This window comes from Paenibacillus sp. SEL3 (assembly GCF_054602585.1).
On sequence record NZ_CM137725.1, the window covers coordinates 5,275,728 to 5,302,340 of the forward strand.

Annotated in this window: 28 protein-coding genes and 1 pseudogene; all 29 read left to right on the forward strand. The window is 46.8% G+C overall.

Annotated elements, in window-relative coordinates:
* Positions 1-231: 231 nt before the first annotated feature.
* The 29 genes and pseudogenes from ACYCS5_RS24385 to ACYCS5_RS24525 all read left to right on the forward strand — a co-directional run bounded on the left by ACYCS5_RS24385 (position 232) and on the right by ACYCS5_RS24525 (position 26,591).
* The gene (locus tag ACYCS5_RS24385; protein WP_029515015.1) at positions 232-750 is read left to right on the forward strand and encodes a YceD family protein; all 519 of its coding nucleotides are present in this window, start codon (positions 232-234) and stop codon (positions 748-750) included.
* 186 nt (positions 751-936) lie between these two features.
* Entirely contained in the window at positions 937-1,110 is a 174-nt protein-coding gene (gene rpmF, locus ACYCS5_RS24390) for a 50S ribosomal protein L32 (protein WP_007429979.1), read from the forward strand.
* Positions 1,111-1,391: 281 nt separating this feature from the next.
* Positions 1,392-1,988, forward strand: coding sequence for a transcription factor FapR (fapR, locus tag ACYCS5_RS24395; RefSeq protein ID WP_039274761.1), 597 nt, complete (start codon positions 1,392-1,394; stop codon positions 1,986-1,988).
* A complete protein-coding gene (plsX, locus tag ACYCS5_RS24400) occupies positions 1,972-2,964 on the forward strand; it encodes a phosphate acyltransferase PlsX (protein ID WP_039274759.1) in 993 nt (330 codons plus the stop codon). The genes fapR and plsX overlap by 17 nt, the downstream gene beginning before the upstream one ends.
* 8 nt (positions 2,965-2,972) lie before the next feature.
* On the forward strand, positions 2,973-3,962 hold the full coding sequence (locus tag ACYCS5_RS24405) for a beta-ketoacyl-ACP synthase III (protein WP_029515009.1): 990 nt from the start codon (positions 2,973-2,975) through the stop codon (positions 3,960-3,962).
* 81 nt (positions 3,963-4,043) lie between these two features.
* Positions 4,044-4,988, forward strand: coding sequence for an ACP S-malonyltransferase (gene fabD / locus ACYCS5_RS24410; protein WP_029515007.1), 945 nt, complete (start codon positions 4,044-4,046; stop codon positions 4,986-4,988).
* Between the two features lie 50 nt (positions 4,989-5,038).
* The gene (fabG, locus tag ACYCS5_RS24415) at positions 5,039-5,788 is read left to right on the forward strand and encodes a 3-oxoacyl-[acyl-carrier-protein] reductase (protein WP_039274753.1); all 750 of its coding nucleotides are present in this window, start codon (positions 5,039-5,041) and stop codon (positions 5,786-5,788) included.
* Between the two features lie 108 nt (positions 5,789-5,896).
* The gene (locus ACYCS5_RS24420; protein WP_007429985.1) at positions 5,897-6,130 is read left to right on the forward strand and encodes an acyl carrier protein; all 234 of its coding nucleotides are present in this window, start codon (positions 5,897-5,899) and stop codon (positions 6,128-6,130) included.
* Positions 6,131-6,358: 228 nt separating this feature from the next.
* A complete protein-coding gene (fabF, locus tag ACYCS5_RS24425) occupies positions 6,359-7,597 on the forward strand; it encodes a beta-ketoacyl-ACP synthase II (RefSeq protein ID WP_029515005.1) in 1,239 nt (412 codons plus the stop codon).
* A 12-nt stretch (positions 7,598-7,609) separates the two neighbouring features.
* On the forward strand, positions 7,610-8,308 hold the full coding sequence (rnc, locus tag ACYCS5_RS24430) for a ribonuclease III (RefSeq protein ID WP_029515003.1): 699 nt from the start codon (positions 7,610-7,612) through the stop codon (positions 8,306-8,308).
* Between the two features lie 256 nt (positions 8,309-8,564).
* Positions 8,565-12,134 (forward strand): chromosome segregation protein SMC, encoded by a 3,570-nt coding sequence (smc, locus tag ACYCS5_RS24435; RefSeq protein WP_165147625.1) that lies wholly within the window; start codon positions 8,565-8,567, stop codon positions 12,132-12,134.
* A 38-nt stretch (positions 12,135-12,172) separates the two neighbouring features.
* Positions 12,173-13,189, forward strand: a complete 1,017-nt coding sequence (gene ftsY, locus ACYCS5_RS24440) for a signal recognition particle-docking protein FtsY (protein WP_430024015.1) — start codon at positions 12,173-12,175, stop codon at positions 13,187-13,189.
* 165 nt (positions 13,190-13,354) lie between these two features.
* A complete protein-coding gene (trhA, locus tag ACYCS5_RS24445; RefSeq protein ID WP_025721713.1) occupies positions 13,355-14,005 on the forward strand; it encodes a PAQR family membrane homeostasis protein TrhA in 651 nt (216 codons plus the stop codon).
* A gap of 166 nt (positions 14,006-14,171) precedes the next feature.
* Positions 14,172-14,540: a putative DNA-binding protein gene (locus ACYCS5_RS24450; protein ID WP_029514999.1), complete on the forward strand. Its 369-nt coding sequence runs from the start codon at positions 14,172-14,174 to the stop codon at positions 14,538-14,540.
* A 51-nt stretch (positions 14,541-14,591) separates the two neighbouring features.
* The gene (gene ffh / locus ACYCS5_RS24455) at positions 14,592-15,968 is read left to right on the forward strand and encodes a signal recognition particle protein (protein WP_069011393.1); all 1,377 of its coding nucleotides are present in this window, start codon (positions 14,592-14,594) and stop codon (positions 15,966-15,968) included.
* Between the two features lie 66 nt (positions 15,969-16,034).
* On the forward strand, positions 16,035-16,307 hold the full coding sequence (gene rpsP / locus ACYCS5_RS24460) for a 30S ribosomal protein S16 (protein ID WP_013309862.1): 273 nt from the start codon (positions 16,035-16,037) through the stop codon (positions 16,305-16,307).
* A gap of 23 nt (positions 16,308-16,330) precedes the next feature.
* Positions 16,331-16,561 carry a KH domain-containing protein gene (locus tag ACYCS5_RS24465; RefSeq protein ID WP_013309863.1) on the forward strand — a complete coding sequence of 77 codons (231 nt, stop codon included), beginning with the start codon at positions 16,331-16,333 and terminating at the stop codon, positions 16,559-16,561.
* 97 nt (positions 16,562-16,658) lie between these two features.
* Positions 16,659-17,174 carry a ribosome maturation factor RimM gene (gene rimM, locus ACYCS5_RS24470; RefSeq protein ID WP_013309864.1) on the forward strand — a complete coding sequence of 172 codons (516 nt, stop codon included), beginning with the start codon at positions 16,659-16,661 and terminating at the stop codon, positions 17,172-17,174.
* On the forward strand, positions 17,174-17,992 hold the full coding sequence (gene trmD, locus ACYCS5_RS24475) for a tRNA (guanosine(37)-N1)-methyltransferase TrmD (RefSeq protein WP_459760248.1): 819 nt from the start codon (positions 17,174-17,176) through the stop codon (positions 17,990-17,992). The genes rimM and trmD overlap by 1 nt, the downstream gene beginning before the upstream one ends.
* Before the next feature lie 224 nt (positions 17,993-18,216).
* Positions 18,217-18,561 (forward strand): 50S ribosomal protein L19, encoded by a 345-nt coding sequence (rplS, locus tag ACYCS5_RS24480; protein WP_010346403.1) that lies wholly within the window; start codon positions 18,217-18,219, stop codon positions 18,559-18,561.
* A 101-nt stretch (positions 18,562-18,662) separates the two neighbouring features.
* Positions 18,663-19,289, forward strand: coding sequence for a signal peptidase I (gene lepB, locus ACYCS5_RS24485; protein WP_025721709.1), 627 nt, complete (start codon positions 18,663-18,665; stop codon positions 19,287-19,289).
* An 86-nt stretch (positions 19,290-19,375) separates the two neighbouring features.
* Positions 19,376-20,236 carry a ribosome biogenesis GTPase YlqF gene (gene ylqF, locus ACYCS5_RS24490; protein ID WP_459760249.1) on the forward strand — a complete coding sequence of 287 codons (861 nt, stop codon included), beginning with the start codon at positions 19,376-19,378 and terminating at the stop codon, positions 20,234-20,236.
* 209 nt (positions 20,237-20,445) lie between these two features.
* Entirely contained in the window at positions 20,446-21,093 is a 648-nt protein-coding gene (locus tag ACYCS5_RS24495) for a ribonuclease HII (RefSeq protein WP_459760250.1), read from the forward strand.
* A gap of 92 nt (positions 21,094-21,185) precedes the next feature.
* On the forward strand, positions 21,186-23,312 hold the full coding sequence (locus ACYCS5_RS24500; RefSeq protein ID WP_459760251.1) for a DNA ligase: 2,127 nt from the start codon (positions 21,186-21,188) through the stop codon (positions 23,310-23,312).
* A complete protein-coding gene (locus tag ACYCS5_RS24505) occupies positions 23,309-23,608 on the forward strand; it encodes an EscU/YscU/HrcU family type III secretion system export apparatus switch protein (RefSeq protein WP_023988176.1) in 300 nt (99 codons plus the stop codon). The genes ACYCS5_RS24500 and ACYCS5_RS24505 overlap by 4 nt, the downstream gene beginning before the upstream one ends.
* On the forward strand, positions 23,608-23,991 hold the full coding sequence (locus ACYCS5_RS24510; RefSeq protein WP_459760252.1) for a YraN family protein: 384 nt from the start codon (positions 23,608-23,610) through the stop codon (positions 23,989-23,991). The genes ACYCS5_RS24505 and ACYCS5_RS24510 overlap by 1 nt, the downstream gene beginning before the upstream one ends.
* 155 nt (positions 23,992-24,146) lie before the next feature.
* Positions 24,147-24,698, forward strand: a complete 552-nt coding sequence (locus tag ACYCS5_RS24515) for a nitroreductase family protein (RefSeq protein WP_459760253.1) — start codon at positions 24,147-24,149, stop codon at positions 24,696-24,698.
* Positions 24,699-24,909: 211 nt separating this feature from the next.
* A pseudogene (locus tag ACYCS5_RS24520) lies at positions 24,910-25,200 on the forward strand (ATP-binding protein); the annotation flags it as partial.
* A 1,130-nt stretch (positions 25,201-26,330) separates the two neighbouring features.
* Positions 26,331-26,591: an EscU/YscU/HrcU family type III secretion system export apparatus switch protein gene (locus tag ACYCS5_RS24525; protein WP_459761340.1), complete on the forward strand. Its 261-nt coding sequence runs from the start codon at positions 26,331-26,333 to the stop codon at positions 26,589-26,591.
* The last annotated feature ends 22 nt before the right edge of the window (positions 26,592-26,613 follow it).

The window sequence follows — 26,613 nt, forward strand, 5'->3', positions numbered from 1 at the left end:
GACCATTGAGACCTGGACGAAAAAGCTTTATACTCGCATTATTGTACACGAAGAGTGGCGGGGGTACGAATACTCATCGGTACATGTTTAGCACAATGCATTTTTGCTTCTGCATAAAACTTGTCGAACCATTGGAAAACCGGTGGATTTGTGAGTGGTGTAAAGTGAAAGGTGTTGACAAACGACTCGATCAGTCGGTATAATAATTTTTGTTTGTTTGGAGTGATAGTGATGCAACTATTTTTTCGCAAAGTAGCAACAAGTGACGGTCCTTTTCCTATCCGTGAATCTCTTAATGTGAGTGAATTGGTGGATGATCGTGCTGATGTTACGGCCGTTTCCCCGCTGGAGACCGACTTGGTCGCCGTTAGTCTGGGTCAAGGCTTGATGAGCGTGGAAGGCACGTTGACCGCAGGTCTGGACATGCTCTGCTCACGCTGTTTAAGCCCGATGCACGAGGATTTAAAGATTGAATTCCGTGAACGGTTCAAGCAAACCTCTTCGAGTGTTGAAGAGGAGGATGAAGATGGCGATTTTATCGCAGTGACGGAGGACTCCTTCGACATTGCACCGTATTGTGAAGAACTGTTTGTACTGCATGTGCCGTTTGCGCCTTTGTGCAGTGAGGATTGTCAGGGAATCGCACCAAAGACCGGACAAAACTGGAGTATTGGCTCCGATGACAGTAGCGATGGCGATACGGAAAAGATTGATCCGCGTCTGGCAGGGCTTAAGGATTTTTTTAAATGAGAATTGAGTTCAATTCTGAAAAATCATCATCCGCTTGTGCCGGAAAGTTACAGAACCGATGCGTGGATGTTGCAGGCTTGATTCACCGGCTGTAAGATAATTGCTTCTGGCATTTTCTTCAGTCTTGAATGAGATAAGAAGTCATACCCGTTATGCGGGGTTGATCTGGTTAAGGAGGTGGGAATAATGGCAGTACCTCAACGGAGAACATCCAAAACTCGTCGCGACAAACGTCGTACTCACTTTAAACTGGCAGTACCAGGTATGGTGAAATGCTCCGAATGCGGCGAATTGAAACTTGCTCACCATGTGTGCAAAGTTTGCGGAACGTACAAAGCTAGAGAGATCATCTCTCAATAATGTCCGATAAGCGGATTCTTTGGAATCTTCGCAGAAAAAGTAGCGCTTCACTTCAGTGAGGCGCTACTTTTTTTGTCTGCATGCTTCCTTTTTACGTCAGCATGCTATATACTGTTTTAGTACCAGGTTCTAAGAAAGAAGGGCCGAAGGGGTTCCTTTATACATACAAGAAGACAAATCGGCTTGAAGTTTCGCCGTTAGAAAGTGAAGTAAAGTAACCCGAACTGTCGTCTGAACGATGGTTTATTGTAGGGAAAGGAGGCGTCACTGACATCGAACGTTTGCCGAAGAGACAGAGACAGCAGCGGCTGACTCAATTAATTGATGATAATCCATTCGTAACGGATCAGGAATTGACAAGACAGCTGAAGGTGAGTATTCAGACTATTCGGCTGGACCGGATGGAGCTGGGAATCCCGGAATTGCGGGAACGGCTAAAGCTGATGGCTGAGCGCTCCTACGACCAGGTTCGTTCCTTGCCTTTGCATGAAGTGATCGGGGATATCGTTGATCTGCAGTTGGATCGAAGCGGTATTTCGATTTTTGAGATTAAAGAGGAACATGTTTTTTCGCGTACTGGCATTGCGCGGGGGCATTATGTATTTGCTCAGGCCAATTCATTGGCCGTTGCTGTGATTAATGATGAGATAGCATTGACTGCATCAGCGGATATACGCTTTGTCCGCCCGGTTCATTTAGGTGAAAAGTGCATTGCCAAGGCATATGTACGTTCAAATCCAGAACAAAAAGGGAAGGCTAAAGTGGAAGTTTTCGCCTACGTAGGAGAAGAAATGGTGTTCCAAGGCAACTTTGTCATTTATCGCTCCACGGAGGAAGAGTATAGCGAAGGAGGAAGTCAGCATGCGGATCGCCATTGATGCCATGGGGGGAGATAATGCTCCTGAGGCGACAGTAGAGGGCGCGCTATCTGCGGCGGCGGAATGGAAGGATACGGACATTACGCTGGTTGGTGACCGGGAACGAATTGAATCGGTTCTGAACGGTAGAGCGTTGCCGACGAACCTCAGCATTCGCCATGCATCCGAAACGATAGATGCGCAGGACGAGCCTGTAAAGGCGGTGCGCCGCAAAAAGGATGCTTCAATGGTCGTAGCTGGTCGAATGGTCAGAGAAGGCGAAGCGGATGCCATGATATCTGCAGGTAATACAGGCGCGCTAATGACCACGGGGTTGCTGGTGGTTGGAAGAATGGAGGGCATTGAACGTCCGGCTCTCGCACCGATGATACCGACGATTGACGATCAGGGTATTCTGGCGCTTGACTTGGGAGCCAATATGGATGCCAAGCCTGAGCATCTTGCCCAGTATGCACTGATGGGGAGCTTGTATCGTCAGAAAGTTCACGGTGTGACTTCTCCAAGGGTGGGTCTGCTGAATGTGGGGACTGAAGCTGGGAAGGGCAATGAACTGACGAAGTTGGCATTTCCACTTATTGAGCAGTTACCTGTCCATTTTGTGGGTAATGTTGAATCGAGAGATGTGTTAACTGGGAATTGCGATGTACTGGTGTGTGATGGATTTGCTGGAAATATCATGCTAAAATCACTAGAGGGTACAGCGGGGGCCATATTTTCTCTCTTAAAAGAGCAATTCACCAAATCCTTGAAGACCAAGCTTGCGGCTGCCTTGATTATGCCTGAGCTCCGCAGTCTGAAAGGTAAATTGGATTATAAAGAGCATGGCGGGGCTCCTTTGCTGGGTTTGAGTGGACTCGTCCTGAAAAGTCACGGTTCGTCTGACGGCGTTGCCGTCAAAAATGCGGTAAGGCAGGCTCGTACGGCCTTGCAAAACCGGTTGGTGGAAAGTATATCCAAGGAAATCAGCAGGAAGTGAGTGACGATATGAATAAATTACGGCCGGTTGGTGTTATCGGAACAGGGAAATACGTACCTGAGAAAATTCTGACCAATAAAGATTTGGAAGCAATCGTAGAAACAAGTGATGAATGGATTGTCAGCCGTACAGGGATTCAGGAGCGCCATATTGCAGCTCCAGAGCAGGCTACATCTGATTTAGCTTATGAAGCAGCAATTAAGGCGTTGGAGTCCGCGGGTATGACGGCACAGGATCTGGATTTAATTATTGTAGCTACGGTTACACCGGATATGGCGTTTCCGTCAACTGCCTGCATTCTTCAGGACAAACTGGGAGCCAAAGGCGCAGCGGCTTTCGATTTGTCTGCGGCATGCTCGGGTTTTGTATACGGACTGGCTACGGCAACGAGCTTCATTAAGACAGGTATTTATAATAATGCGTTAATCATTGGGGCAGACTGTCTTTCTCGGATTACAGATTATACCGACCGCAATACCTGTGTCCTATTCGGAGATGGTGCAGGAGCTGTAGTGATTGGCGAAGTGCCTGAAGGCAGAGGATTCCAATCCTTTGATCTCGGGGCTGAAGGTGCAGGTGGAACCTTGCTTAAGCTGGAAGCTGGTGGCTCGCGTTTGCCTGCGAGTGCAGACACACTGGAGAATAAACAGCACTATATTTACATGAACGGACGCGAAGTGTTCAAGTTCGCGGTTCGTGTTATGGGAACGGCAACGGTTGATGTGTTGGAAAAAGCAGGGCTGTCCAAAGATGATATTGATCTGTTCGTTCCACATCAAGCCAATGTTCGCATCATCCAATCGGCGATGCAACGTCTGGATTTGCCAGAGGAAAAGGTAGTTGTTAATGTTCATAAATATGCGAATACATCCGCAGCATCAATCCCTCTCGCCCTAGTAGAAGCAGCTGAGGAAGGCCGCATGAAGGAAGGCGACCGTGTATTAATGGTGGGCTTTGGCGGTGGCTTGACCTGGGGAGCGTCGGTTCTTGTCTGGTAATAAGATGGGATTTTTGATATAATATTGAATTTGTGTAGTGTTTTACAGGACAAGCATTGGATATAGAGAGGTGCATACACGATGGGCAAAACGGCATTTATATTCCCCGGTCAGGGTTCACAAGCTGTAGGTATGGCTAAAGATGCTTATGAAGCAGTTCCAGCTGCAACAGAAGTATTTCGCCAAGCGGACGAACGGTTAGGGTTCGCACTAAGCACACTGGTTTTTGAAGGGCCAGACACAGCTTTGAAGCAAACATCCAATACGCAGCCTGCACTGTTAACGGCGAGCATTGCACTGTATGAAGCGTTCAAGGAAAAAATGGACATTCATCCCGATTATGTAGCTGGGCACAGTCTAGGAGAGTACAGCGCGCTAGTTGCTTCAGGTGTCCTTGCATTTGCGGATGCGGTTGAGACTGTTCGTGCACGTGGTCAGTTTATGGAACAGGCTATTCCTGATGGACAAGGCGGTATGGCTGCTGTGTTGGGAGCTGATCGTGAAGCATTGGCAGCATTGTGCCGTGATATTACGGAGTCTGGTCAACTGGTCGAACTAGCCAACATCAATTGTCCCGGACAGATTGTCGTATCTGGTACGAAGGAAGGCGTAGCTGCTGTCGCTGAACGTGTGAAGGAAGCAGGCGGCAAGCGTGCTATTACTCTGGAGGTTAGCGGTCCTTTCCACTCGTCATTGATGAAGGAAGCAGCGACCAAGCTCTCAGACAAGTTGGGGACTGTAACTTTCTCTGAAGCTCAGATTCCGGTGGTGGCCAATGTAACAGCTAAACCTGTACGTGAGGGGAATGAAATCCGCCAACTGTTGGTGGATCAGGTCTATTCTCCGGTACTGTGGGAAGACAGTGTAGCATGGCTACTGGAACAAGGTGTTGACACTTTTGTTGAGTTTGGACCGGGAAGTGTTTTGACTGGACTGGTTAAAAAAATCGACAAAACGGTTAAGCTGTATAATATAAGTAGCCTAGAGTCGATTGCTTCTGTAACGGAAGCCTTGGAGGCCCGTTAAAAGTATAATCATTGCCTTAACGGGTTATATACTTGCAAGGGAGGACTATGATGTCTAAGCCATTAAGTGGAAAAACGGCGCTCGTTACGGGAGCGTCGCGCGGAATTGGCCGTAGTATCGCGCTGGCGCTGGCTGATGCAGGCGCTAATGTGGCGGTAAACTATGCTGGCAGTGAAGCGGCTGCGACTGAGGTAGCTGAGCAGATTCGTGCCAAAGGTGTGGAGGCTATTACAGTTCAGGCTAATGTCGGTCGCGCTGACGAAGCAGATCAGTTGATCAAGGATGTGATTGGCGCTTGGGGCAAGATTGACATCCTGGTGAATAATGCCGGCATAACAAGAGATAATTTAATCATGCGCATGAAGGAAGAGGAATTCGATCAGGTGATCGAAACGAATCTGAAGGGTGTGTTTAATTGTCTTAAGGCGGCAACACGTCCAATGATGAAACAGCGTTCTGGCCGAATTATCAATATCTCCTCCGTGGTTGGTGTCCTTGGCAACGCAGGACAAGCCAACTACGTTGCTGCTAAAGCAGGGGTGATTGGTCTTACCAAATCCTCTGCTCGAGAGCTTGCATCGAGAGGTATTACAGTGAACTGTGTAGCTCCCGGATTCATCGATACTGAGATGACACAGGTACTGGCTGATGATTTGCGTGACAATATGCTTAGCGGTATTCCGCTGGCCCGTCTTGGACGGCCTGAGGAAATTGCTGACGTGGTGCTGTTCTTGGCCTCGGATGCTTCCTCATATATGACGGGCCAGACTTTGCATGTGGATGGCGGCATGTATATGTAGTAGCATGTTGCCAATCTGCATGCCCCGATGAAGAGTTGTCAAAGAAAACTCTCTTCTATGGCATTTTAATTGTAATTTTCGTATAATACCTAAGAGGAGGTGAGCCGGATGTCCGATGTATTGGAGCGCGTAAAACGCATTGTCGTTGACCGTTTGGGAGCCGACGAAGCCGAAGTTACACTTGAAGCATCTTTTAAAGATGATTTAGGCGCTGATTCTCTCGATGTAGTTGAATTGGTAATGGAATTGGAAGATGAGTTTGATATGGAAATCTCTGATGAAGATGCAGAGAAAATTACAACTGTAGGTGAAGTTGTGAAGTACATACAATCTCATACCTAATTCATGTCATCAAAAGTCCCGTTCTGTTACAGGCGGGACTTTCTCCTAATTATACAGATTGAACTAAAGGCGGAATTGCTGCGTGTTTTTGAGTTTGGTTCAGCTTAACTTAGTCAAAGGCTGAGAAGTATGCCGCATTACTAACTTTAGTTGATTCTATATTATTTTTACGCACAAAAGTGTGCGGTCTTAAAATACAATATGCAGTAGACATAGAGGTGATTATCTTTGAAACAACGTGTTGTCATAACAGGAATGGGTGTAATCACTTCGCTGGGACAGGATTTGAACACACTATGGGATAATCTGATGGCCGGAAAATCCGGCGTCAGTGAAATCGAAGCTTTCGATACAAGTGAGTACACTACGAAAATAGCCGCTTCCATTAAAGATTTTAATCCAGAGGATTATATTGAACGTAAGGATGCGCGTAAAATGGACCGCTTTGTGCAGTTTGCGGTTGCTGCTAGTAAATTGGCGCTTGAGGACAGCGGACTTGTAATCGGAGAAAATGCGGAAGCTGAGCGTGTTGGTGTATCTGTCGGTTCCGGTATTGGCGGATTGGGAACTTGGGAAGATCAGCACAACGCACTGATTGAAAAAGGACCTAAACGCGTAAGCCCTTTCTTCATCCCGATGATGATTGCTAATATGGGTTCCGGTCAAGTGTCGATTTCGCTCGGTGCTAAAGGCCCAAATACATCACCAGTTACGGCTTGTGCCACGGGCAGTCATGCTATTGGCGATTCCTTCCGCATGATTCAGCGCGGTGACGCAGACGCCATGATTTGCGGAGGAGCTGAGGCGACTATCCGTCCGATTGGTATGGCTGGATTTTGTTCCATGCGAGCGATGTCCACGCGTAACGACGAGCCTGAAAAGGCAAGCCGCCCTTTTGATACCGAAAGAGACGGGTTTGTTATGGGCGAAGGCTCTGGTGTTCTTATTCTGGAATCGTTGGATCATGCTTTGAAGCGTGGTGCGCGTATTTACGGTGAAGTGATTGGTTACGGTCTTTCTGGCGATGCTCATCATATGACGGAGCCTGATCCAGAGGGAGCGGCACGCTGCATTAGAATGGCGATCCGTGATGCCGGATTGAATCCTGAAGAGATTGATTATATCAATGCACATGGTACGTCTACGCCAGTCGGTGATAAATCCGAAACGGAAGCAGTTAAGAAAACGCTTGGAGATCATGCCTATAAGGTAGCGATCAGCTCAACTAAGTCGATGACAGGGCATTTATTGGGTGCAGCGGGCGGCGTTGAAGCCGTGATCTGTGGTCTCGCCCTTCAGCATCAGACGATTCCGCCAACGATTAATTTGGATAATCAAGACCCGGCATGCGATCTTGATTATGTACCTAATAAGCCGAGAAAAGCGGAACTGAATGTGGTTATGTCCAATTCCTTTGGTTTTGGCGGTCACAATGCTACGGTTATTCTAAAAAAATATGAAGCATAAGGGGTCAGTTCGTTGAGTGGAGACTTGAAGCAATTACAGCAGAAACTTCATATTCAATTCAACAATCGGCAGCTTCTGAAGCAGGCCTTTACGCACGCTTCCTACGTAAACGAACATCGGTTCAGTCAGCATGCAGACAATGAGCGTCTTGAATTTTTAGGTGACGCTGTTCTGGAATTGACGGTGTCCGAGCAATTGTACAATCAGTACCCTAACCGACCCGAAGGCGAACTCACCAAGCTGCGTGCAGCTATTGTCTGTGAGCCTTCTCTGGTGAAGTTTGCTGTCGGGCTTGAGTTCGGGCAATATGTGCTGCTTGGAAAAGGTGAAGAGTTGACAGGTGGACGTACTCGTCCGGCTCTGTTGGCTGATGTATTCGAAGCGTTCGTAGGTGCGCTTTATTTGGATCAGGGTCTGGAGGCCGTCCGTTCGTTTCTGGAACATTATATTTTTCCTCAAATTGTATTAAATGGTAAACTTCAGATGAGTGATTTCAAAACAGAGCTTCAGGAACTGACACAGCATCATAACATGGGGATGCTTGAATACAAGATTGTAGAGGAGCGCGGACCAGCCCATGAGCGCGAGTTTGTAGCCGAGGTATATATGGACAGCGAACGGCTAGGGGCAGGTACGGGGCGCTCCAAAAAAGAAGCAGAGCAGCAAGCGGCGGCAGTAGCTTTAAACCGTTTGAAGCTGGCAGAATCGTAATCGGTACCTGAGCAGCCCGGACGGGTTACGCAAGCAGGGGGCACAAAGTAAGAGCAAAGGGCAGTCCGCGGGGAGTCCCGGCCCGTAATGGCGAATGGACTGCGTTTTGCTCTTTTTTCGTGGCTTGCTGGTGTAATGTGAGTGTTGGTACTGTGCTTTAAACAAGCTAGTTTATGCTACAATAGGGAATAATTCATATCAATCAGGTAAACGGTGTTGTACAAGCATATTTGAAATGTTAGAGGTGAGATTGAGCATGTTTTTAAAGCGCATTGAGCTGGCGGGCTTCAAATCGTTTGCAGATAAAACGGAAATGGAATTTGTCCGCGGCATTACGGCAGTCGTCGGACCCAACGGAAGCGGAAAAAGTAATATTTCCGACGGGATTCGTTGGGTGCTGGGCGAACAGAGTGCCAAATCACTGCGTGGCGGCAAAATGGAGGACATTATTTTTGCAGGTAGTGATGCTCGTAAGGCTGTTAATTACGGTGAAGTATCGCTTACGTTGGATAATGAAGATCAGGCGTTGCCTCTGGATTTTGGTGAAGTTACGGTAACGCGACGTGTACATCGAAGTGGGGATAGTGAATATTTCATTAATCGGCAATCATGCAGACTCCGAGATATTACAGAGCTGTTTATGGATACAGGGATTGGTAAAGAAGCTTATTCCATTATTGGGCAGGGACGCATTGAAGAAATCCTAAGTACTCGATCTGAGGATCGTCGAGGTATTTTTGAGGAAGCCTCGGGTATCGTAAAATATAAATCCCGTAAAAAAGATGCGGTTCGCAAGCTGGATGAGACGGAGCAAAATTTGCTGCGTATTCACGATTTAGTTAGTGAACTGGAGGATCAGATTGGACCGCTTAAGGAGCAGTCAGAAAAGGCGATTCATTTTAAAGAGCTACGCGGTGAATTGAAATCAAAAGAAATCTCTATGTACGTCCATCAAATTGAACAAATTCATACTTCGTGGAGCGATGCGACTTCCAAATTAGCTTTGCTGCAGCAGGAGCAACTTCAGTTGTCTACGGTGGTCTCCCGCCATGATGCGATGCTGGAAAGCGACCGCAACGAATTACGCCAGCTGGAAGAGCAAGTAGAACAGTTGCAAAGGGATCTGCTGCAATACAGTGAAGCGACGGAGAAAAGTGAAGGCTACGGCGAATTGCTCAAAGAGCGCACACGCAATCTGGCGGCTAATCGGGAACAACTGATCTTATCACTTAGTACAAGCGAATCACGGCATTCCGAGCGCAAGAGTGAACTGGATCAGCTGAACGAAAAGCTGTCTGCACTGAATGTAGAGCTTGACGAGTTGCGTGCACGGCTGTCTGACGAAGAGGCCAAACTGATTGGAGTTACAGGCGGAATCAGCCAGGAGCAGGAAGAAAGCCTAAAGGGTGGTCTGCTGGAGCTGATGAATCAGATGGCGCAGGCGCGTAACGAAATCCGTTATACAGACCAACAGAAGGAAGCATTGGAACGGCGTGTGACTCGTGTAAGTGACGAATCCGGCAAATGGGAAGCCCAGAAAGTACAACTTGAACAGCGCAAAAAGGGATTGGAAGCTGCGGTTCAGAAGCTGGGGCAGGAAATCAGTAGTTTGCGTAGTGGCTATATTCAGGGAAGTGAAAAGTACCAGGCCCTGCAAAAACTTTTGGAAGAAAACCAGGGTACAGTTCGTAAATGGGAACAAAAACGTGAGGCTCAAATTTCACGGCGAGATACAATGAAGGAAATGCAGGATGACTTTGACGGCTTCATGCTTGGAGTTAAAGAGGTATTGAAGGCTGCACGAAAAGAAACCTTGCACGGTGTGCATGGAGCGGTAGCAGAGCTGATTCGGGTGCCTGAGCATTTAGAGCAGGCGATGGAAACCGCTTTGGGTGCTTCAGTTCAGCATATTGTGATGGAAAATGAATCCGTATCCAGACAGGCAATTAGTTTTCTAAAGCAACGTCAACTGGGCAGAGCGACATTTTTGCCTATGGATGTTATCCGCCCGCGTCAAATCGGCGCAGGAGAACGCCAAATTGCAGAAGGAGCCGAAGGCTTTGTCGGGATCGGTGCAGATCTTGTTCAGTATGATGATCGATATGCCGGAATTGTAGGCAGTCTTTTGGGGAATGTGGTCATTGCTCGTACGTTGGAAGACGCAAACCGTATTGCGGCTCGTTGCCAATATAGATACCGCGTTGTCACTTTGGAAGGCGATGTTGTCAATGCAGGGGGTTCCATGACTGGGGGAAGCCAGTTCAAGAAAAATGCTAATCTGCTTGGACGCAAACGTCAGTTGGATCAGTTGGATCAAGACATTGTAGATACGGAGCAGCAAATTGCAAGGTTGCGCCAGAGTGCAATAGATACCAAACGCCAGTTGGAGGAGACACAGACCCGTCTGGACGAGCTGCGTCAGGGCGGCGATGTGAAGCGCGGTGAAGAGCAACAGATGGCAATGGAACTTAAGCAACTGGAGCATGAACTTCGTCATGTTCTGGAGCAGGTCGCTGCGTCTGGTCAGGAGAAAAAGGGCTTTGATCAGGAAATCAAGGAGCTGGAAACTTCCCGGGAAGAAGCGTTGGTAAAGTTAGCTGCGCTGGAGGAAGAAGAAAAGAAAACGCATCAGGCCATTCACGCTGCTGAATTCGCCCGTAAAGCCAACGAATCTGCCAAAGAGCAGTTGCAGGGAGAGCTCACGAATCTCAAAGTAAGAGAAGGAAAGCTGGACCAGGAACGCTTTTCATTGGAAGAGCAGTTGCGCAGATTGCGTGGGGATTATGATACTCTTGGTAAGGATTCAAGACAAAACAAAACGTTGCTTGCTTCCATCGAAGCAGATTTGCTGACCAATGAGCAGGAGACCGTGAAACAGATTGAAAATCTCAATCAATACCGTTTGAAAAAGGAAGAAGCCGCACAGCAACTGGAATTCAAGCGGGCTGCACGCAGCAGCTTGTCCAAAAAGCTTGAAGTGGCTGAAAACGATACAAAAGAACAGCGAATTCAGCTCAAGTCAGTGGAGGAGTTGCTTCGTCAAACGGAAATTGGAGTAAATCGACTTGATGTGGAACTGGAAAACGTTCTGAAAAAATTAAGTGATGATTATGAACTCAGTTATGAGTTAGCCAAGCAGCGTTACCCTATACCGGAAGATATTGAAGGTACGCAGAGCGAGGTGGAAAGGCTCAAACGTGGTATTTCCGCGTTGGGTGAGGTGAACCTGGGCGCCATTGATGAATACCAGCGTGTGCATGAGCGTTATACGTTTCTTGATGAGCAAAAGTCTGATTTGGTGGAGGCCAAGACAACACTTTATCAGGTTATTCGTGAAATGGATGAAGAAATGTCCAAACGCTTTAAGACTACGTTCGATGCTATTCGGCGCGAATTTGGAACGGTATTCTCCAAGCTGTTCGGAGGCGGACGTGCTGATCTCGTGTTACTTGACCCTGAACGCTTATTGGAGACGGGAATTGACATCGTAGCTCAGCCACCGGGCAAAAAACTGCAAAACTTGCAGCTACTGTCGGGCGGTGAGCGTGCGTTAACAGCGATGGCGTTACTATTTGCCATTTTACACGTTAAACCTGTTCCATTCTGTGTACTCGATGAAGTAGAGGCTGCATTGGACGAAGCAAACGTGGTGCGTTTTGCCCAGTATTTACGAGAATTCTCGGAGCAGACACAGTTCATTGTAGTCACACACCGCAAGGGCACAATGGAAGAATCTGATGTGCTGTACGGGGTTACGATGGAGGAAGGCGGGGTTTCCAAACTCGTATCTGTCAAGCTGGACAACGATGAAGCTGAGATTGCCTGACATTAAACAACATACTTTCAGACCAACGGAGGGAATCCATGAGTTTCTTTAGGAAATTGAAGGAAAGCATTGCAAACAAAACTGAATCGGTCACCAAACAGTTCAAAGATGGATTGGAAAAAACACGTAAAGGTTTTGTTGAAAAAGTAACGGACTTGATGATTCGCCGTAAAAAGATTGATGAGGAATTTTATGAGGAACTGGAAGAAATTCTGATCGGAGCGGACGTAGGCGTCAACACGGTTATGAACCTCATTGAAGACCTGCGAGAAGAAGTGAAAAAGCGCAAAATTGAGGATGCATCCGAATTACAGCCTGTATTGTCGGAAAAGCTGTCCGAGTTGCTGCGGGGGAATGACAACAGTCAGCTCAAAATGAGTCCTGACGGAATTACAGTCATTCTATTCGTGGGAGTCAATGGCGTCGGCAAAACGACAACCATTGGCAAGTTAGCTCATCGTTTTAAACAAGAGGGAAAAAAAGTATTATTGGCTGCCGGAGATACGTTCCGGGCGGGTGCGATCGAACAGTTGGAGGTATGGGGCGAGCGGGCAGGTGTAGAGGTTATTAAGCAGCAATCCGGTTCCGATCCGGCTGCAGTTATGTTTGATGCCATACAGGCTGCCAAGCAGCGACAAGTGGATGTTTTGTTGTGTGATACCGCAGGACGTCTTCAGAATAAAAGCAATCTGATGGAGGAACTGAACAAAATTTTCCGTGTGATTCAACGCGAAATTCCAGATGCTCCTCATGAAGTGTTGTTGGTACTTGATGCGACGACTGGACAAAATGCACTTAACCAAGCCAAGCTGTTTGGTGAGAAAAGCGGTGTAACCGGGCTGGTACTAACGAAGTTGGATGGTACAGCGAAGGGCGGGATTGTTGTGGCCATCCGTCAGGAGCTGAATTTGCCTGTTAAGCTGGTGGGCTTAGGTGAAAAAGTGAATGATCTTCAACCGTTTGATTCCGAGCAATTCGTTCATGCGTTGTTCGCGGGGTTGATTCAGGAAGAGACGGTCGAAGCAACTGCTACAGGCGAGGAAGAACAGAACTGATACGTTTAAAGTGGGCTTTCATGCTACGTTTGGGATAACTAAGTAGCCATCCTGTTGCTGTTCAAGTTTGCCCAGATGTATAATGAAAGCAAGAGGTCTGTCGATGTCGTATATGTAATGTATCTTGTATGTAAAATATAAATCAGGAAGCCGGGTGAAAAACCGATGGCAAACACCTATACCTACTCCCGACGGGAAGAAGTAGCCAACGCCATTACACATGGAATTGGAGCCGTTTTAAGCGTGGCAGCGCTTGTGTTGCTTATTGTTTTTGCTAGCATGAAAGGAACCACTTGGCATGTCGTCAGTTTTACGATTTACGGGATTACGATGCTGTTGTTGTACACCAATTCAACGTTGCTTCATAGCCTGCGTGAAGGAAAAATGAAGGATTTGTTCGAAATATTCGATCATTCTTGCATTTACCTGTTTATTGCAGGTAGCTACACCCCGTTTATGCTCGTTGCACTGCGAGGTACTCTGGGATGGACACTGTTTGGAGTGATTTGGGGGATTGCACTGTTCGGTGTGTTGTTCAAGGCGTTCTTCACCAAGCGCTTCCTGTTTATGTCTACCGTGTTTTACATTGTGATGGGCTGGCTCATCACCATTGCCTGGAATCCTCTGGTTGCGACTGTTCCCGCCGGAGGGATGACGTTATTGTTCGTAGGTGGCCTTATGTATACGTTGGGCACGATTTTCTATGTGTGGCGGGCATTTCCATATCACCATGCGATCTGGCATCTGTTTGTTCTGGCAGGCAGCATACTTCATTTTCTGGCTGTTCTGCTGTATCTTACTCCAGTAAGGGTTTAAGTAACAATGGGTAAAAAGTCGATCCGTACTTCCGTTTAAGGACAGTGGATCGGCTTTTTTTTGTATGACAAGGGATAACGCTTGACATCTTCTTTTCTTTTAGGTATCATAAGGAACGTTGAAAAGAACTGTAAAGTGTTTTTCCTTGACGATGGAGGTATACAAGATGAGTCAGGAGAATCGGCTGGAAAAGACAAACCGGATTAACCGACTGTTTGACTTCTATGAACCTCTGCTTACAGAGAAGCAACAGATGTTTTTAAAATATTACTTCCATGATGATTTTTCTTTAGGGGAAATTGCATCGGAATTTCAAATTAGCCGTCAGGCAGTATATGAACATATTAAACGTGCTGAACAGGTATTGGAAATGTACGAGGAAAAGCTTGGTTTGCTAAGTAAGTATGAGCGCAGAATCCAAGATCTCGATGAATTAAATAAGACGTTGTATGAGGCATTCGGTAAAATCAGTGAGTCCGATGAAGGTACTCTGCAACATGTCCATCAAATTGTAAATCGCCTGCAGGAACTGTAGGACATATAGATTAAGAACAAACAACCCTGGTAGACAAGGAGGTGCGAAAGTATGGCATTTGAAGGATTATCGACTCGCTTGCAAAATGTATTCAGTAAACTGCGCGGTAAAGGAAAAGTGTCTGAGGATGATGTAGCTCAGGCGATGCGCGAAGTACGATTAGCTTTGCTTGAGGCGGACGTTAACTTCAAGGTTGTAAAGGACTTTATTGCCAAGGTAAAGGAGAAATCCGTTGGTAAGGAAGTGATGGACAGCTTTACGCCAGGCATGGTCATCATCGACATCGTGAACAAGGAACTGACCGAGTTGATGGGTGGCAGTCAGGCCAAGCTTGCCAAAGCAAACAAACCGCCTACGGTCATTATGATGGTGGGTCTCCAGGGCGCAGGTAAAACGACGACATCTGGTAAACTGGCGAAATTGCTGCAAAAGCAAAATCATCGCCCATTGCTTGTAGCTGGTGATATTTATAGACCAGCCGCGATCAAGCAGCTTCAGGTTCTTGGGGAGCAGATTAATACTCCTGTATTTACTCTGGGAGATCAGACAAGCCCAGTGGAAATCGCAAAACAGGGTTTGCAGCATGCTAAGGATAATGGAAATGACTACGTTATTATAGATACTGCCGGTCGTCTTCATGTTGATGAAGAGCTCATGGAAGAGTTGCGCCAGATTCATACCAACGTCAACCCGGATGAAGTTCTACTGGTTGTAGATAGCATGACGGGGCAGGACGCGGTTAACGTTGCGGAGCACTTTAATACTAGCCTAGAGTTAACGGGAGTTGTACTGACGAAGCTGGATGGCGACACTCGTGGTGGTGCAGCTTTATCGGTTAAAGCTGTAACGGGATGTCCGATCAAGTTTGCTACATTGGGTGAAAAGCTGGATGCGATGGAGCCGTTTCATCCTGAACGGATGGCTTCACGGATTTTAGGTATGGGTGACATGTTGTCCCTGATTGAAAAAGCGCAGTCCAATATCGACGCCGATAAGGCGAAGGAAATGGAACGGAAAATGCGTAATGCCGAGTTTACTTTCGAAGATTTTCTGGAGCAAATGGATCAAGTTAAGAAGCTTGGCCCAATCGACCAGATTCTTGATATGATTCCCGGTATGGGCAACATGAAGCAGATGAAAGATATCAAAGTGGATGACAAACAGATGGGCCGAATTGAGGCTATCGTTCATTCTATGACCACACAGGAGAAGCAAAACCCAGACATGATTAATCATAGCCGTCGCAAACGTATTTCTGTAGGCAGTGGAACATCACTGGCTGAGGTAAATCGTCTGATAAAGCAATTTGACGAAATGCGTCGCATGATGAAGCAGTTCTCAGATATGATGGGACCTAAGGGTGGCAAAAACAAGGCTATGAAGCAGTTGAAGAGTATGGGTAAAGGTATGAAGTTTCCTTTCCGCTAAGGCCAATAGGCCCTTGGAATTATGGATAACAATATACAGTCTACTTTTTGAAGGAGGTGAATTTTCGTGGCAGTTCGTATTCGTCTGAAACGTATGGGTGCACATAAAGCTCCTTTCTATCGCGTCGTGGTATCTGATTCTCGTTCCCCGCGTGACGGTCGTTTTATCGAAGAAATCGGTTACTACAACCCAATCACAGTACCAGCGGTTGTAAAAATTGATGAAGATAAAGCGCTGAAATGGTTGCAAGATGGTGCACAAGCATCCGACACAGTCCGTAACTTGCTTAGCAAAGCGGGCGTAATGAAAAAGTTTCATGAGTCTAAACTACAGAAATAAGGTGCTGATACGGAGGGTCAACCATGGAAGAATTAGTGATAATCATTGCTAAGGCTTTAGTCGATCATCCGGAAGATGTAACCGTGAAGACCTTGGAGAAAGATCGGCTTGTTGTATATGAGCTTAGTGTACATCCTGAGGATGTAGGCAAGATCATTGGTAAGCAGGGTCGTATCGCCAAGGCGCTTCGCACTGTGGTTGCATCAGCAGCCGTTAAGATGGATAAACGGGTTACCGTAGACATCATATCTTAAAGATATACGAAAGTGGGTTAGGATGTATGTCCTAACCCTTTTTCGTACATGATGAAGATGATATGGAGCGGGACCGATTACAAGCAGGAGGAACACGATGCAACAATTGTTTAATGTCGGAAAAATTGTGAACACCCATGGAATTCGTGGGGAGCTAAAAATATTAACGACGACAGATTTTCCAGAGGATCGCTTTGCAAAAGGCAGTGAGCTTTTGATTGTTCCGGCTGAAGGTAAAGCACCGATCCCCGTAACTGTTGAAACAGCGCGTTTTCAAAAAAATATGGTTGTCGCTAAATTTAAGGAATATCACAATATTAATGAAGTTGAAAAATATAAAGGTACATTGTTGAAGGTATCTGCTGAGCGGTTAGGCGAATTGGAAGAAAATGAATTCTATTTTCATGAAGTAGTCGGCATGGAAGTGGTGACCGAGGACGGAAATGAGCTCGGCGTGGTCAAGGAAATTTTGACTCCGGGAGCCAATGACGTATGGGTAGTCAAAATGCCTAAAGGCAAGGAACTGCTATTGCCGTATATAGAAGATGTTATTTTGGATGTAAACGTGCGTGAAAAACGGGTTACGGTACGGTTAATGGAAGGTCTGCTGTAATGCGGGTGGATGTGCTGACCCTGTTTCCAGAGATGTTTGATGGAGTGTTTAATGCAAGCATTCTGGGAAAAGCAAGGGATAAGGGAATTGTATCACTGCAAGCGGTTAATTTTCGTCAGTATGCTGGCAACAAACACGGACAAGTGGATGATACGCCCTATGGCGGTGGGGGCGGCATGGTTTTGAAGCCTGACCCTATTTTTGCTGCTGTGGAAGCGCTGTTGGATAAATCAGAGCAACCAACATTAGAGACTGCCGATGAAGTTAACCAACATGAAGGGGTAGAACGTAACACAGACATAAAATCTCCGCGTATTATTTTGATGTGTCCACAAGGCGAGACTTTTACGCAAAAGAAAGCGGAAGAGCTGGCCAAAGAGGACCATCTTATTTTTATATGTGGGCATTACGAGGGTTATGATGAGCGTATTCGAGAGCATTTGGTGACGGATGAGCTTTCTATCGGAGATTATGTACTGACTGGTGGTGAGCTTCCAGCCATGACCGTCATTGACAGTGTGACACGGTTGCTTCCAGGAGTTCTGGGGAACGAAACGAGTGCGGTAACGGACTCGTTTAGTACGGGGCTGCTGGAATACCCCCATTATACCCGGCCTGCGGAGTTTCGGGGCTGGAAAGTACCCGATGTACTCCTGTCAGGGCATCACGTCAATATTGATTCTTGGAGACGACAAGAGGCGTTACGTCGCACGATGGAACGCCGACCGGATCTATTGGAACAAGCTGAACTGACAGGCAAGGAGCGCGTGTGGATTGAGGAGCAACGCAAAGCTGACTTTTTGGAAGACAAGCATTAAAACGCTTTAAACATGAGTGGATTTGAAAGCAGGCAGTGACCTGTTCTATAATAAAGTCAATTAAATAATGTTTGGTCAAATCCCTTTTTGTTGTTGCAATGCGGTATCCTCCATGATACAATACATCTGTTGTGTGTAATACGGTGGTCCTCTGTGGATGATGAAGGAAACGGTTGTGTTTCCAGAAGAAGCATGAACACCTGTACGGAAGGAGGGAGTCATAGATGAATATCGTCCAAGCGATCACTGAAGAACAACTGCGTAAAGATTTGCCTAACTTTCGTCCTGGTGACACTTTGAAAGTGCACGTGAAAGTTATTGAGGGAACTCGTGAGCGTATCCAGTTGTTTGAAGGTGTTGTAATTAAACGCCGTGGTGGTGGAATCAGTGAGACTTTTACAGTTCGTAAAATTTCTTACGGTGTAGGTGTGGAAAGAACTTTCCCGCTTCATTCCCCGAAAATCGATAAAATCGACGTGGCTCGCCGTGGTAAAGTGCGTCGTGCGAAGCTTTATTATCTTCGTGAACTGCGCGGTAAAGCAGCGAGAATTAAAGAAATTCGTCGTTAATACAACGAATAACGAAAGGGGCTTGGTTACAAGCTCCTTTCGTTTTTTCTACGTACATAGGGAACTGTGGATTATTGACCGTAAAGAGAGGACAGTGAGCTATGGAGCAAGAAGTAGGACAAGGAGCTGTACAGCAGCCAACTGATCAGGATGGTACGCCCAAGCGTAAACCAAAAAATGAGATTTTTGAGTGGCTCAAGGCCATCATTATTGCGTTAGTGCTTGTCTTTTTAATCCGCTGGCTTCTCTTTAAGCCGTTTATTGTGGATGGCCCGTCGATGCAGCCTAACTTTCATACCGGAGAACGCGTCATTGTGAATGAGATTTTGTATGATTTCCGTGCCCCTAAACCAGGCGAAGTGATCGTGTTTCATGTGCCGGAGGAAGGAAGAGACTTTATCAAACGCGTCATTGCCGTTGAAGGAGATACGGTCAAGGTAGAAGGTGACACAATTACAGTAAATGGCAAGCCGATTCAGGAATCTTACCTGAAAGCTCCTTTGGAAGAAGCGCATCAAAATGGCGAGCTTTACAACAAGTTTACAAATTTTCCAAATGAGAAGTTTAAGGATGGAAAAGTTCCGGCTGGGCATATTTTTGTAATGGGAGATAACCGTTCCAATAGTACAGACAGTCGGATGATCGGATATATTGATTTGAAAGAAGTCGTGGGTCGGGCTGACGTTATTTTCTGGCCGGCGAAAGATATGCAGTGGATTAACCACTAGAATAACTAATAAGCAGCATAGCTGCCGTAATCCTAACTAAGAGCCTAAGGGTAAAAGTTGGAGTTACGCACAATGGGGTGATGACGGTGACGATTCAATGGTTTCCTGGTCACATGACCAGAGCGCGCCGCCAAATTGAAGCAAAATTAAAGCTGATTGATTTGGTTATTGAGCTGATTGATGCTCGATTGCCGCTCTCCAGCCGAAATCCAATGATTGATGATATTTTGCAAGGCAAGCCGCGAATGATTATATTGAATAAAGCAGATTTGGCGGACCCCGTAGTATCACAGCAATGGATTGCCTACTTTAAGGAGCAGGGGCATGTGGCCTTACCAGTAGATGCCACAACTGGAACGGGGCTAAAAGAAATCCCGATTCAGGCTAAGCTGTTGCTTAAGGAAAAGATAGATCGGCAGATTCGGAAGGGAATGAACCCGCGTCCTATGCGTGGGTTGATTGTTGGTATTCCGAATGTCGGTAAATCGACACTGATCAACCGAATGGCGGGACGTAATATTGCAGCTACGGGTGACCGTCCAGGGGTAACGAAGGCACAGCAGTGGATCAAGATCGGTGAAGTTGAATTGCTGGATACACCAGGTATTCTATGGCCTAAATTCGAGGATCAGAATGTAGGCTATCGTCTGGCTGTTACAGGTGCGATCAAGGAAGAAATTCTGAATGTCGAGGATATTGCTTTTTTTGCGACTAAATATTTGGTCCAGTACTATTGGGATGTAATGGCAGAGCGCTTTGAGCTCACCAAACGTCCTGAAGATACAGAAAATCCTGATGAAATTGTCAACGTCATGGAAGCGATCGGACGTAAACGCGGCTGTATTGTTAGCGGCGGACGTGTGGATCTTGAAAAGGCGTCAAAAATCATTTTGCGTGAGCTGCGTGCAGGGAAGCTGGGACGATTCAGTTTGGAAGCTCCTTACTGATTCTACGGGTACACCGATACAGAACATAGCACTTTGTGGCAAGGAAGAACCTTCCCCATCTCTCCGGAGAGGAGGAAGGTTTTTTTGGTATTTGAAGGCAGTTAGAAAAGGGTTTTGGACGATGAAGGTCTGTGGTAAGCTGAATTCAATCGCTAGAGCTACGGCATGAATGACGCGTTAAACTACATATAGATGGGCAGGTATTGAATATGGAAGATAAAGAGATTGTAGTGAAGGACATGCTACATTATGAAAAAAAATGCTGGGAGCAGTCTTGTGAGCGGATTGCAGGAATTGACGAGGTAGGTCGCGGATGTCTGTTTGGTGATGTTGTGGCCGCAGCAGTCATTTTACCAGTGGGTGAGTTACTGGAAGGTGTGGATGATTCCAAAAAATTGACGGATAAGAAGAGAGAAGCGTACTACGAGCTGATTATGGAGAAGGCCATTGCTGTAGGAGTTGGCTATGTAGATGCGCAGACGATTGATGATATCAATATTAAGCAAGCAGCTCGTTTGGCTATGAAGCAGGCTATTGAGGCTTTACATGTGTCTCCTGATTGTTTACTGGTGGATGCAGAAAAGGTAGATGTGCCTATTCCGCAGCTCTCTATTATTAAAGGAGATGCGAACAGTCAGTCTATTGCGGCGGCCTCTATCATCGCCAAGGTAACCCGTGATCGGCTGTGCAAAGGTGAATGGGATGCGAAGTATCCGGAATATGGGATCGGTATACATAAAGGTTACGCTACCAAGTTGCATAGGGAACAAATTTTGGCGCTAGGACCTACAAAGATGCATAGACGCAGCTTTCTGGGCAATCTGTTGACGGAGCAACCGACGCTGTTTGATCTGTGATTACTTATTATGAATCGGGACAATGCCGATATAAAGGATAACTAATACCATAAGCCCCTTTTGAGTAGGGGGAGAGTGAGAGGAGGGGCGATATGAACATCGGATCTGTATTCCGGGGATTACTTGGAGATGTGAAGGCGGGAGAGGCAAAAAAACTTGATATGCAACCAGGCCAGGTCGTAAGAGGAGTCGTATTAAAGGTGTCTGAGGACGGCGACGAGGCTGTATTGCAAATACAAGGTTCTCAGGTCAGGGCAAAGCTGGAGACCCCTCTTCAACCTGGGCAGACTACAACGTTTCAGGTTCAACCGGCTTCCCCCAGCGGAATGACGGTGCTTAAACCTTTGAACGATGTGGCCAATACACCACAGCAAACCGTAGCGCTGACAGATGTATTGGAATCGGTGGGACTGCCGGATACAGCTCAGAACAGGGAGCTTATACAGGCAATGCAAAAGAATGGTGTGCCGTTGACATCTGAAAATGCGGCTTCTTTGCGAGAAGCTATGGCGAAGCAAAGTGGCAATGTACAGTTGGGAACGTTTGTGCAGGCGGCGGCAGTTGCTTTTCAGCGGGGACTTCCATTGACGGCAGAAAGCATAAACGGATTGCGTCAAGCGATGTTTGGGCCTCCTTTAAATGATCTGTTATCTTCGCTGGAGCAAGAACTTGAAGCGGTGTTAAAGCAGCAAGGACAGGGAACGCCTACTGACCGTTCAGTAGGGGAAGCAGCCACAATAAAAAGCACTGACCGAACGTCAGTTAGTCCAACAGGCACTTCTTCTGTGGTGATTGCAGATGGACAGGAAGGCCAAGCTTTAACATTGTCCAAGGATGCTTCTGCCTCTGCTGCTACAAAACAGGCAGAAACAGGACAACAAGTCACAGGTGGCAAGGAATTGTTAAAAGGGACTCAGGCAGCCAATCTCGCTGCTACAGTAAGCGAAGCGAGTGTTTTGGCTACAGATTCGGATACTTCGGCGGGATCTACTGCATTTGCATCCAACGGGACTGCTTCAGAAGAACCGCAAGCAGTTAGCGGGCGAGGAGCGACAGTGGTATTGGATGCTGGTGCCAATGCGCCTGAATCGGGCGCTGCTGATGCATTAAACGGCTCCCGCGTCAAAGCGGAGCAACAACAGCAAGCTACTGCGGCAGGTACGCAGCTTAAGGATGCCGATGGTGCTCCAACTCCGGCCACGGCAGAGCCTACGGGGACGAAGTCTGCCTTAAACGCAGTCATGGCAGACCGTCTCTCCACACAGCAGGCTGGTGTCCCTGTGACGCAATCCACAGCAGACAACACTGCTGCACCAGAGGTGCCGCTCCAGCGGCTGCGCACGTTGCTGCAAGAGCTACGTGCGGCCGTGCCACCCGAACTGAGCACGGCTGCACCAGACCAGTCCACGGGAGAGGTAGCGCAGCCGGCGGCTGGCGCCTCGCGGACTGCGGATGCCGCTGCTTCACAGCCTGCGGCATCCAGCCCGCAGCTCACCCCCACGGAGGATCCGTGGGTGGGCCGCGTACTGAAGCTGCTCGGTGCAGAGCATGAGCAGCAAGTGCACCGCGCGACTACACAGGTCGCGCAAGGGGCGACGGCACGTATGGAGTCGCCAGAGGGAATGCCCCAGACACTGCCGGGATTAGCGGCTACGTCAGGCGACACAGTGTCAGCAGACGCAGCCACCGTAAAAGGTGCGCTGCTCCAGCTGATGAGCAGTGACGACCTGCCGCCCGCTTTGAAAGAGGCGGCTCAGCAGGTTGTACAGCACCTGACAGGTCAGCAGTTGCTGCTCAATACAGACCGAACGGCGCCTTTTGCACAAGTACACATGTTTATACCGTTCGTTGGACCGGACGGTCGTGAAACAGCTACGATCCAGATTCAGTCTCGCCGCGGCAAACGGGGAGAACTGGACGCCTCCAACTGTCGTCTTTGGTTTGATTTGGACATGAAGGGGCTTGGACCGACCCTGGTAGATGTCCAGGTTGTAGATCGGATTGTAAGTGTCAAGCTCCATAATGATCATGAATGGGCGACATCGTTGTTAACCAGTGGGCGTGAGTCCATTCACACAGCATTGGAGTCACTAGGATACCAACTTCTATCGCTTCGTACCGAGCCCATGCCTATAAGGACTGAACAGAACAGCCTCGTCTCTTCTGAAGTACAAAGCTATGTACCTCAGCCGTATAAAGGAGTCGATCTTAAAATATGAAAGAGCCGTTGGAGCCTCCTTCTCCTTCCATAAAGAAGGCGGTCGCCCTTAAATATACGCCTGGTGAGAGCGAAGCACCGATTGTCGTTGCCAAAGGGAGCGGCCGTATTGCGGATAGCATTTTAGAAAAAGCTAAAGAACATGGTGTTCCGGTACAGGAGGACGCTGCGCTGGTTGAAGTACTATCCAAACTTGATTTGGACGAACAAATCCCTGCTGAGCTCTATCAGTTGGTGGCAGAGGTGCTTACCTATATTTATCAAATGGATCGACTTGCATCAAGGGATGACTGGTGATGAGGAATGAGATGAAGGCTGGAGGCAAGGATCAACGGAAAGCCAAAGGAGCGATGGGCGAAGAGGCAGCGGCTTTGTTTTTAGAAAACTTGGGTTACCGTATCATAGAGCGTAATTGGCGATGCCGCAGTGGTGAAATAGATCTGATTGCCAAGCAGGAGCATACATTCGTGTTTATTGAGGTACGTAGTCGTAGTAGCTCCAAATATGGAACGCCAGCAGAATCAGTTACTGCGCGTAAAATAGCCCAAGTTCGCCAAACAGCTGCTGTATATTTGCATATGAATGGGATTGGAGATGCTCCAATCCGCTTTGACATGATTTCTGTACAATTAACTGACGAAAAGGCAGTTGTTACGGACCATTTAATAGATGCATTTTAAAAGAGTAAGAGCTTTTGCGAAGGTAACAGTGCGGGACTGAATTCAAATGTGCAGGTTGACAGGAAGGAAAGCTACAGGTATATTTTATTGAGAATAGTTATCATTTTCATCTTAAAATGAATATCGAGAAGTTGTACCTGTGAAGGAGGATTTACGTGACAAAGCATACCTTTAGTGAACATGTCATAGATATAATTCAGGAACGTCGAACGATTAAACGATTTAAATCCGACTCCATTCCGGTAGAAACGATCAAAGAACTGTTGGACGTCGCTGTGTGGGCTCCTAATCATAAAATGCGTGAGCCGTGGCGTTTTTTGTTGTTTGCTGGCGAAGGACGGAAAAAGCTTGCAAGAGCAATTGCAGCCGATATCGGTAAGGACAACAAGTTTGAGAGTGGAATTTTGCACAACCCGATTCAGCTTTTAGTGGTGATGGAAGAAGATCCGCGTCAAGCGGTTTGGGATGAGGATTTTGCAGCAGTCAGCGCGCTTGTTCAAAACTTTATGCTTGCTGCATGGAGCAAAGGGATCGGAACGTTTTGGGTGACAAAACCATTTCTGTATTCGCCTAAATTCCGTGTTTGCTTGGGAATTCAACCAGGTGAGAAGGTAATTGGAATGATATATGCAGGCTATCCTGATGTTATCCCGGAATCAAGACCACGTACTCCAGTAGCCGATAAGCTAACCTTAATTGACAAATAATCTGTCGTCAGATAAACTTAGTTGAGGATTTGAAATTAGTGTTGAGAGCTAATTTAGAACATTATATTTGCAATAAATGAAGATTTGGAAGCACCTTTTTTCATATAGGCAATGATTCCCGAGAGGGACATTTCAATATGAGGAGAGGTGCTTTTTTGATATGTATGGAAAATTACATGGAGCTTGTCTATATGGATAGATGGCGTTCTAACCGGACGGCCAAGCGACCAATCAAAATTGTACTGCCAGTGAACAAGTCATAATCCATTCCTATGACCATTACCCCAAGCAGAGCATATACCGTTGCGTGAGCAAGAAGCGCTGATCAGTAATAATGGAGGATTACAGCGATGTATTGGGTCAGCTACACGCCAAACGTGCGTTAGTTATCGCTGCAGCAGGAATGCATAATATTCTGCTGATCCATAAAAGCGTCAAATTTACGGTCAGCGGATCTTCTCTAATCGTGCAGCTCTCGGTAATTCTATTCGTTCTCACGGAGTTCCTTGATCTTCATTTGTAGCGTGGCAATCCGCTTGAGCAGCTCTCCGTCGTTTTTCGTTCGCTCACCTCAATCAAGTTTTAGACCATTGCCCTGACATAGCGGGGCTTTTTTTATTGCCTAGTGATAAAGATAGTCACTTTTTCCAATCCGTTTGTCTGTTTCGATTCTATAAAAACTAGCATATTCTATATTATCAAAAAAGAGGGGAAGTTGATTCGAATGGGAAAAATAAATTCTTCTAGAAAAATTCTGAAACCTACGCGTCGCCTAAGAACTAAAGCAGGTACCGCATTCATTTTTAGTCTCAACAATGTAGGTCCGAATTTGTTCCAAAGTCGCTTGAACCTGGCTGGGTTTGTTAATTCCTCAAGTAGGGTACTTGTCTCGATCACGGAAATTGGTATTTTTGGCGGTCAAGTTAAGCCGTTTCAAGGAGCTGCTACCATGACGATCCATAACGTCGTTCCGCATGACGACGGTATAGTAATTGTACGTGGGAATACTGGCTGGGGTAGTCCCCTCAATATACGACTTTCAGTCGTGGTTTTCTAATCGTTCAGACCTGCTGAACGCACTTCTCACGGGTGAAAACTGAAAACTCCCACCACTACGCGAAAATAAAATGTCGAATTCGGGCAGCGCACAGCAAAAAAAGTCCTGACATCTCAGGTTTTTTTTGTTCCTTCAATTTCTCATCAGACTTATCTATCGGCGATCCCAGTTATCCATGATGATTCATCCTTTAGTTAGGATAAAGAATATCAATAAAGAATGGAAAGCGCACTCCCGCTTACGACGGCAATAGGAAACGCTCGCCAAGCCTTCGGCTTCTCCTCTTCACGCCGACCTAAAGGGAGACGGCTTACTTGTCTTCTTTTTAGAGTTACATCATCGTGGAAAGTAAACTCGCCAATACATCGCTCCTGATAAATTTTAAATTGATAGTATTTATGAAATTATAAAAAAATCGCAAATGTGTTTAATAGAGCCTACAAGAAAAAAAGCGATCTCCCGCCGAAAGAAAAACCGCTTAGTATTGTCAACCCCTTGATATTACTTGGTTTTTCAATGCGTGACAATGTATCATAATATCCTTCTTATGGGACCGCCGGGTGCTGGAAAAAACGATGCTCTTCCGCAGGAGAGCCCTTGCAACCTTCTTCTCCTTCCATAAAAAAGGGGTCGCCCTTAAATATACGCCTGGTGAGAGCGAAGCGCCGATCGTCGTTGCCAAGGGGAGCGGCCGCATTGCGGATAGCATTTTAGAAAAAGCCAAAGAACATGGTGTTCCTGTTCAGGAGGATGCTGCGCTAGTTGAAGTGCTGTCCAAACTTGATTTGGGCGAGCCCCGGAATCAAGACCACGTACTCCAGCAGTCGATAAGCTAACCTTAATTGACAAATAATCTGT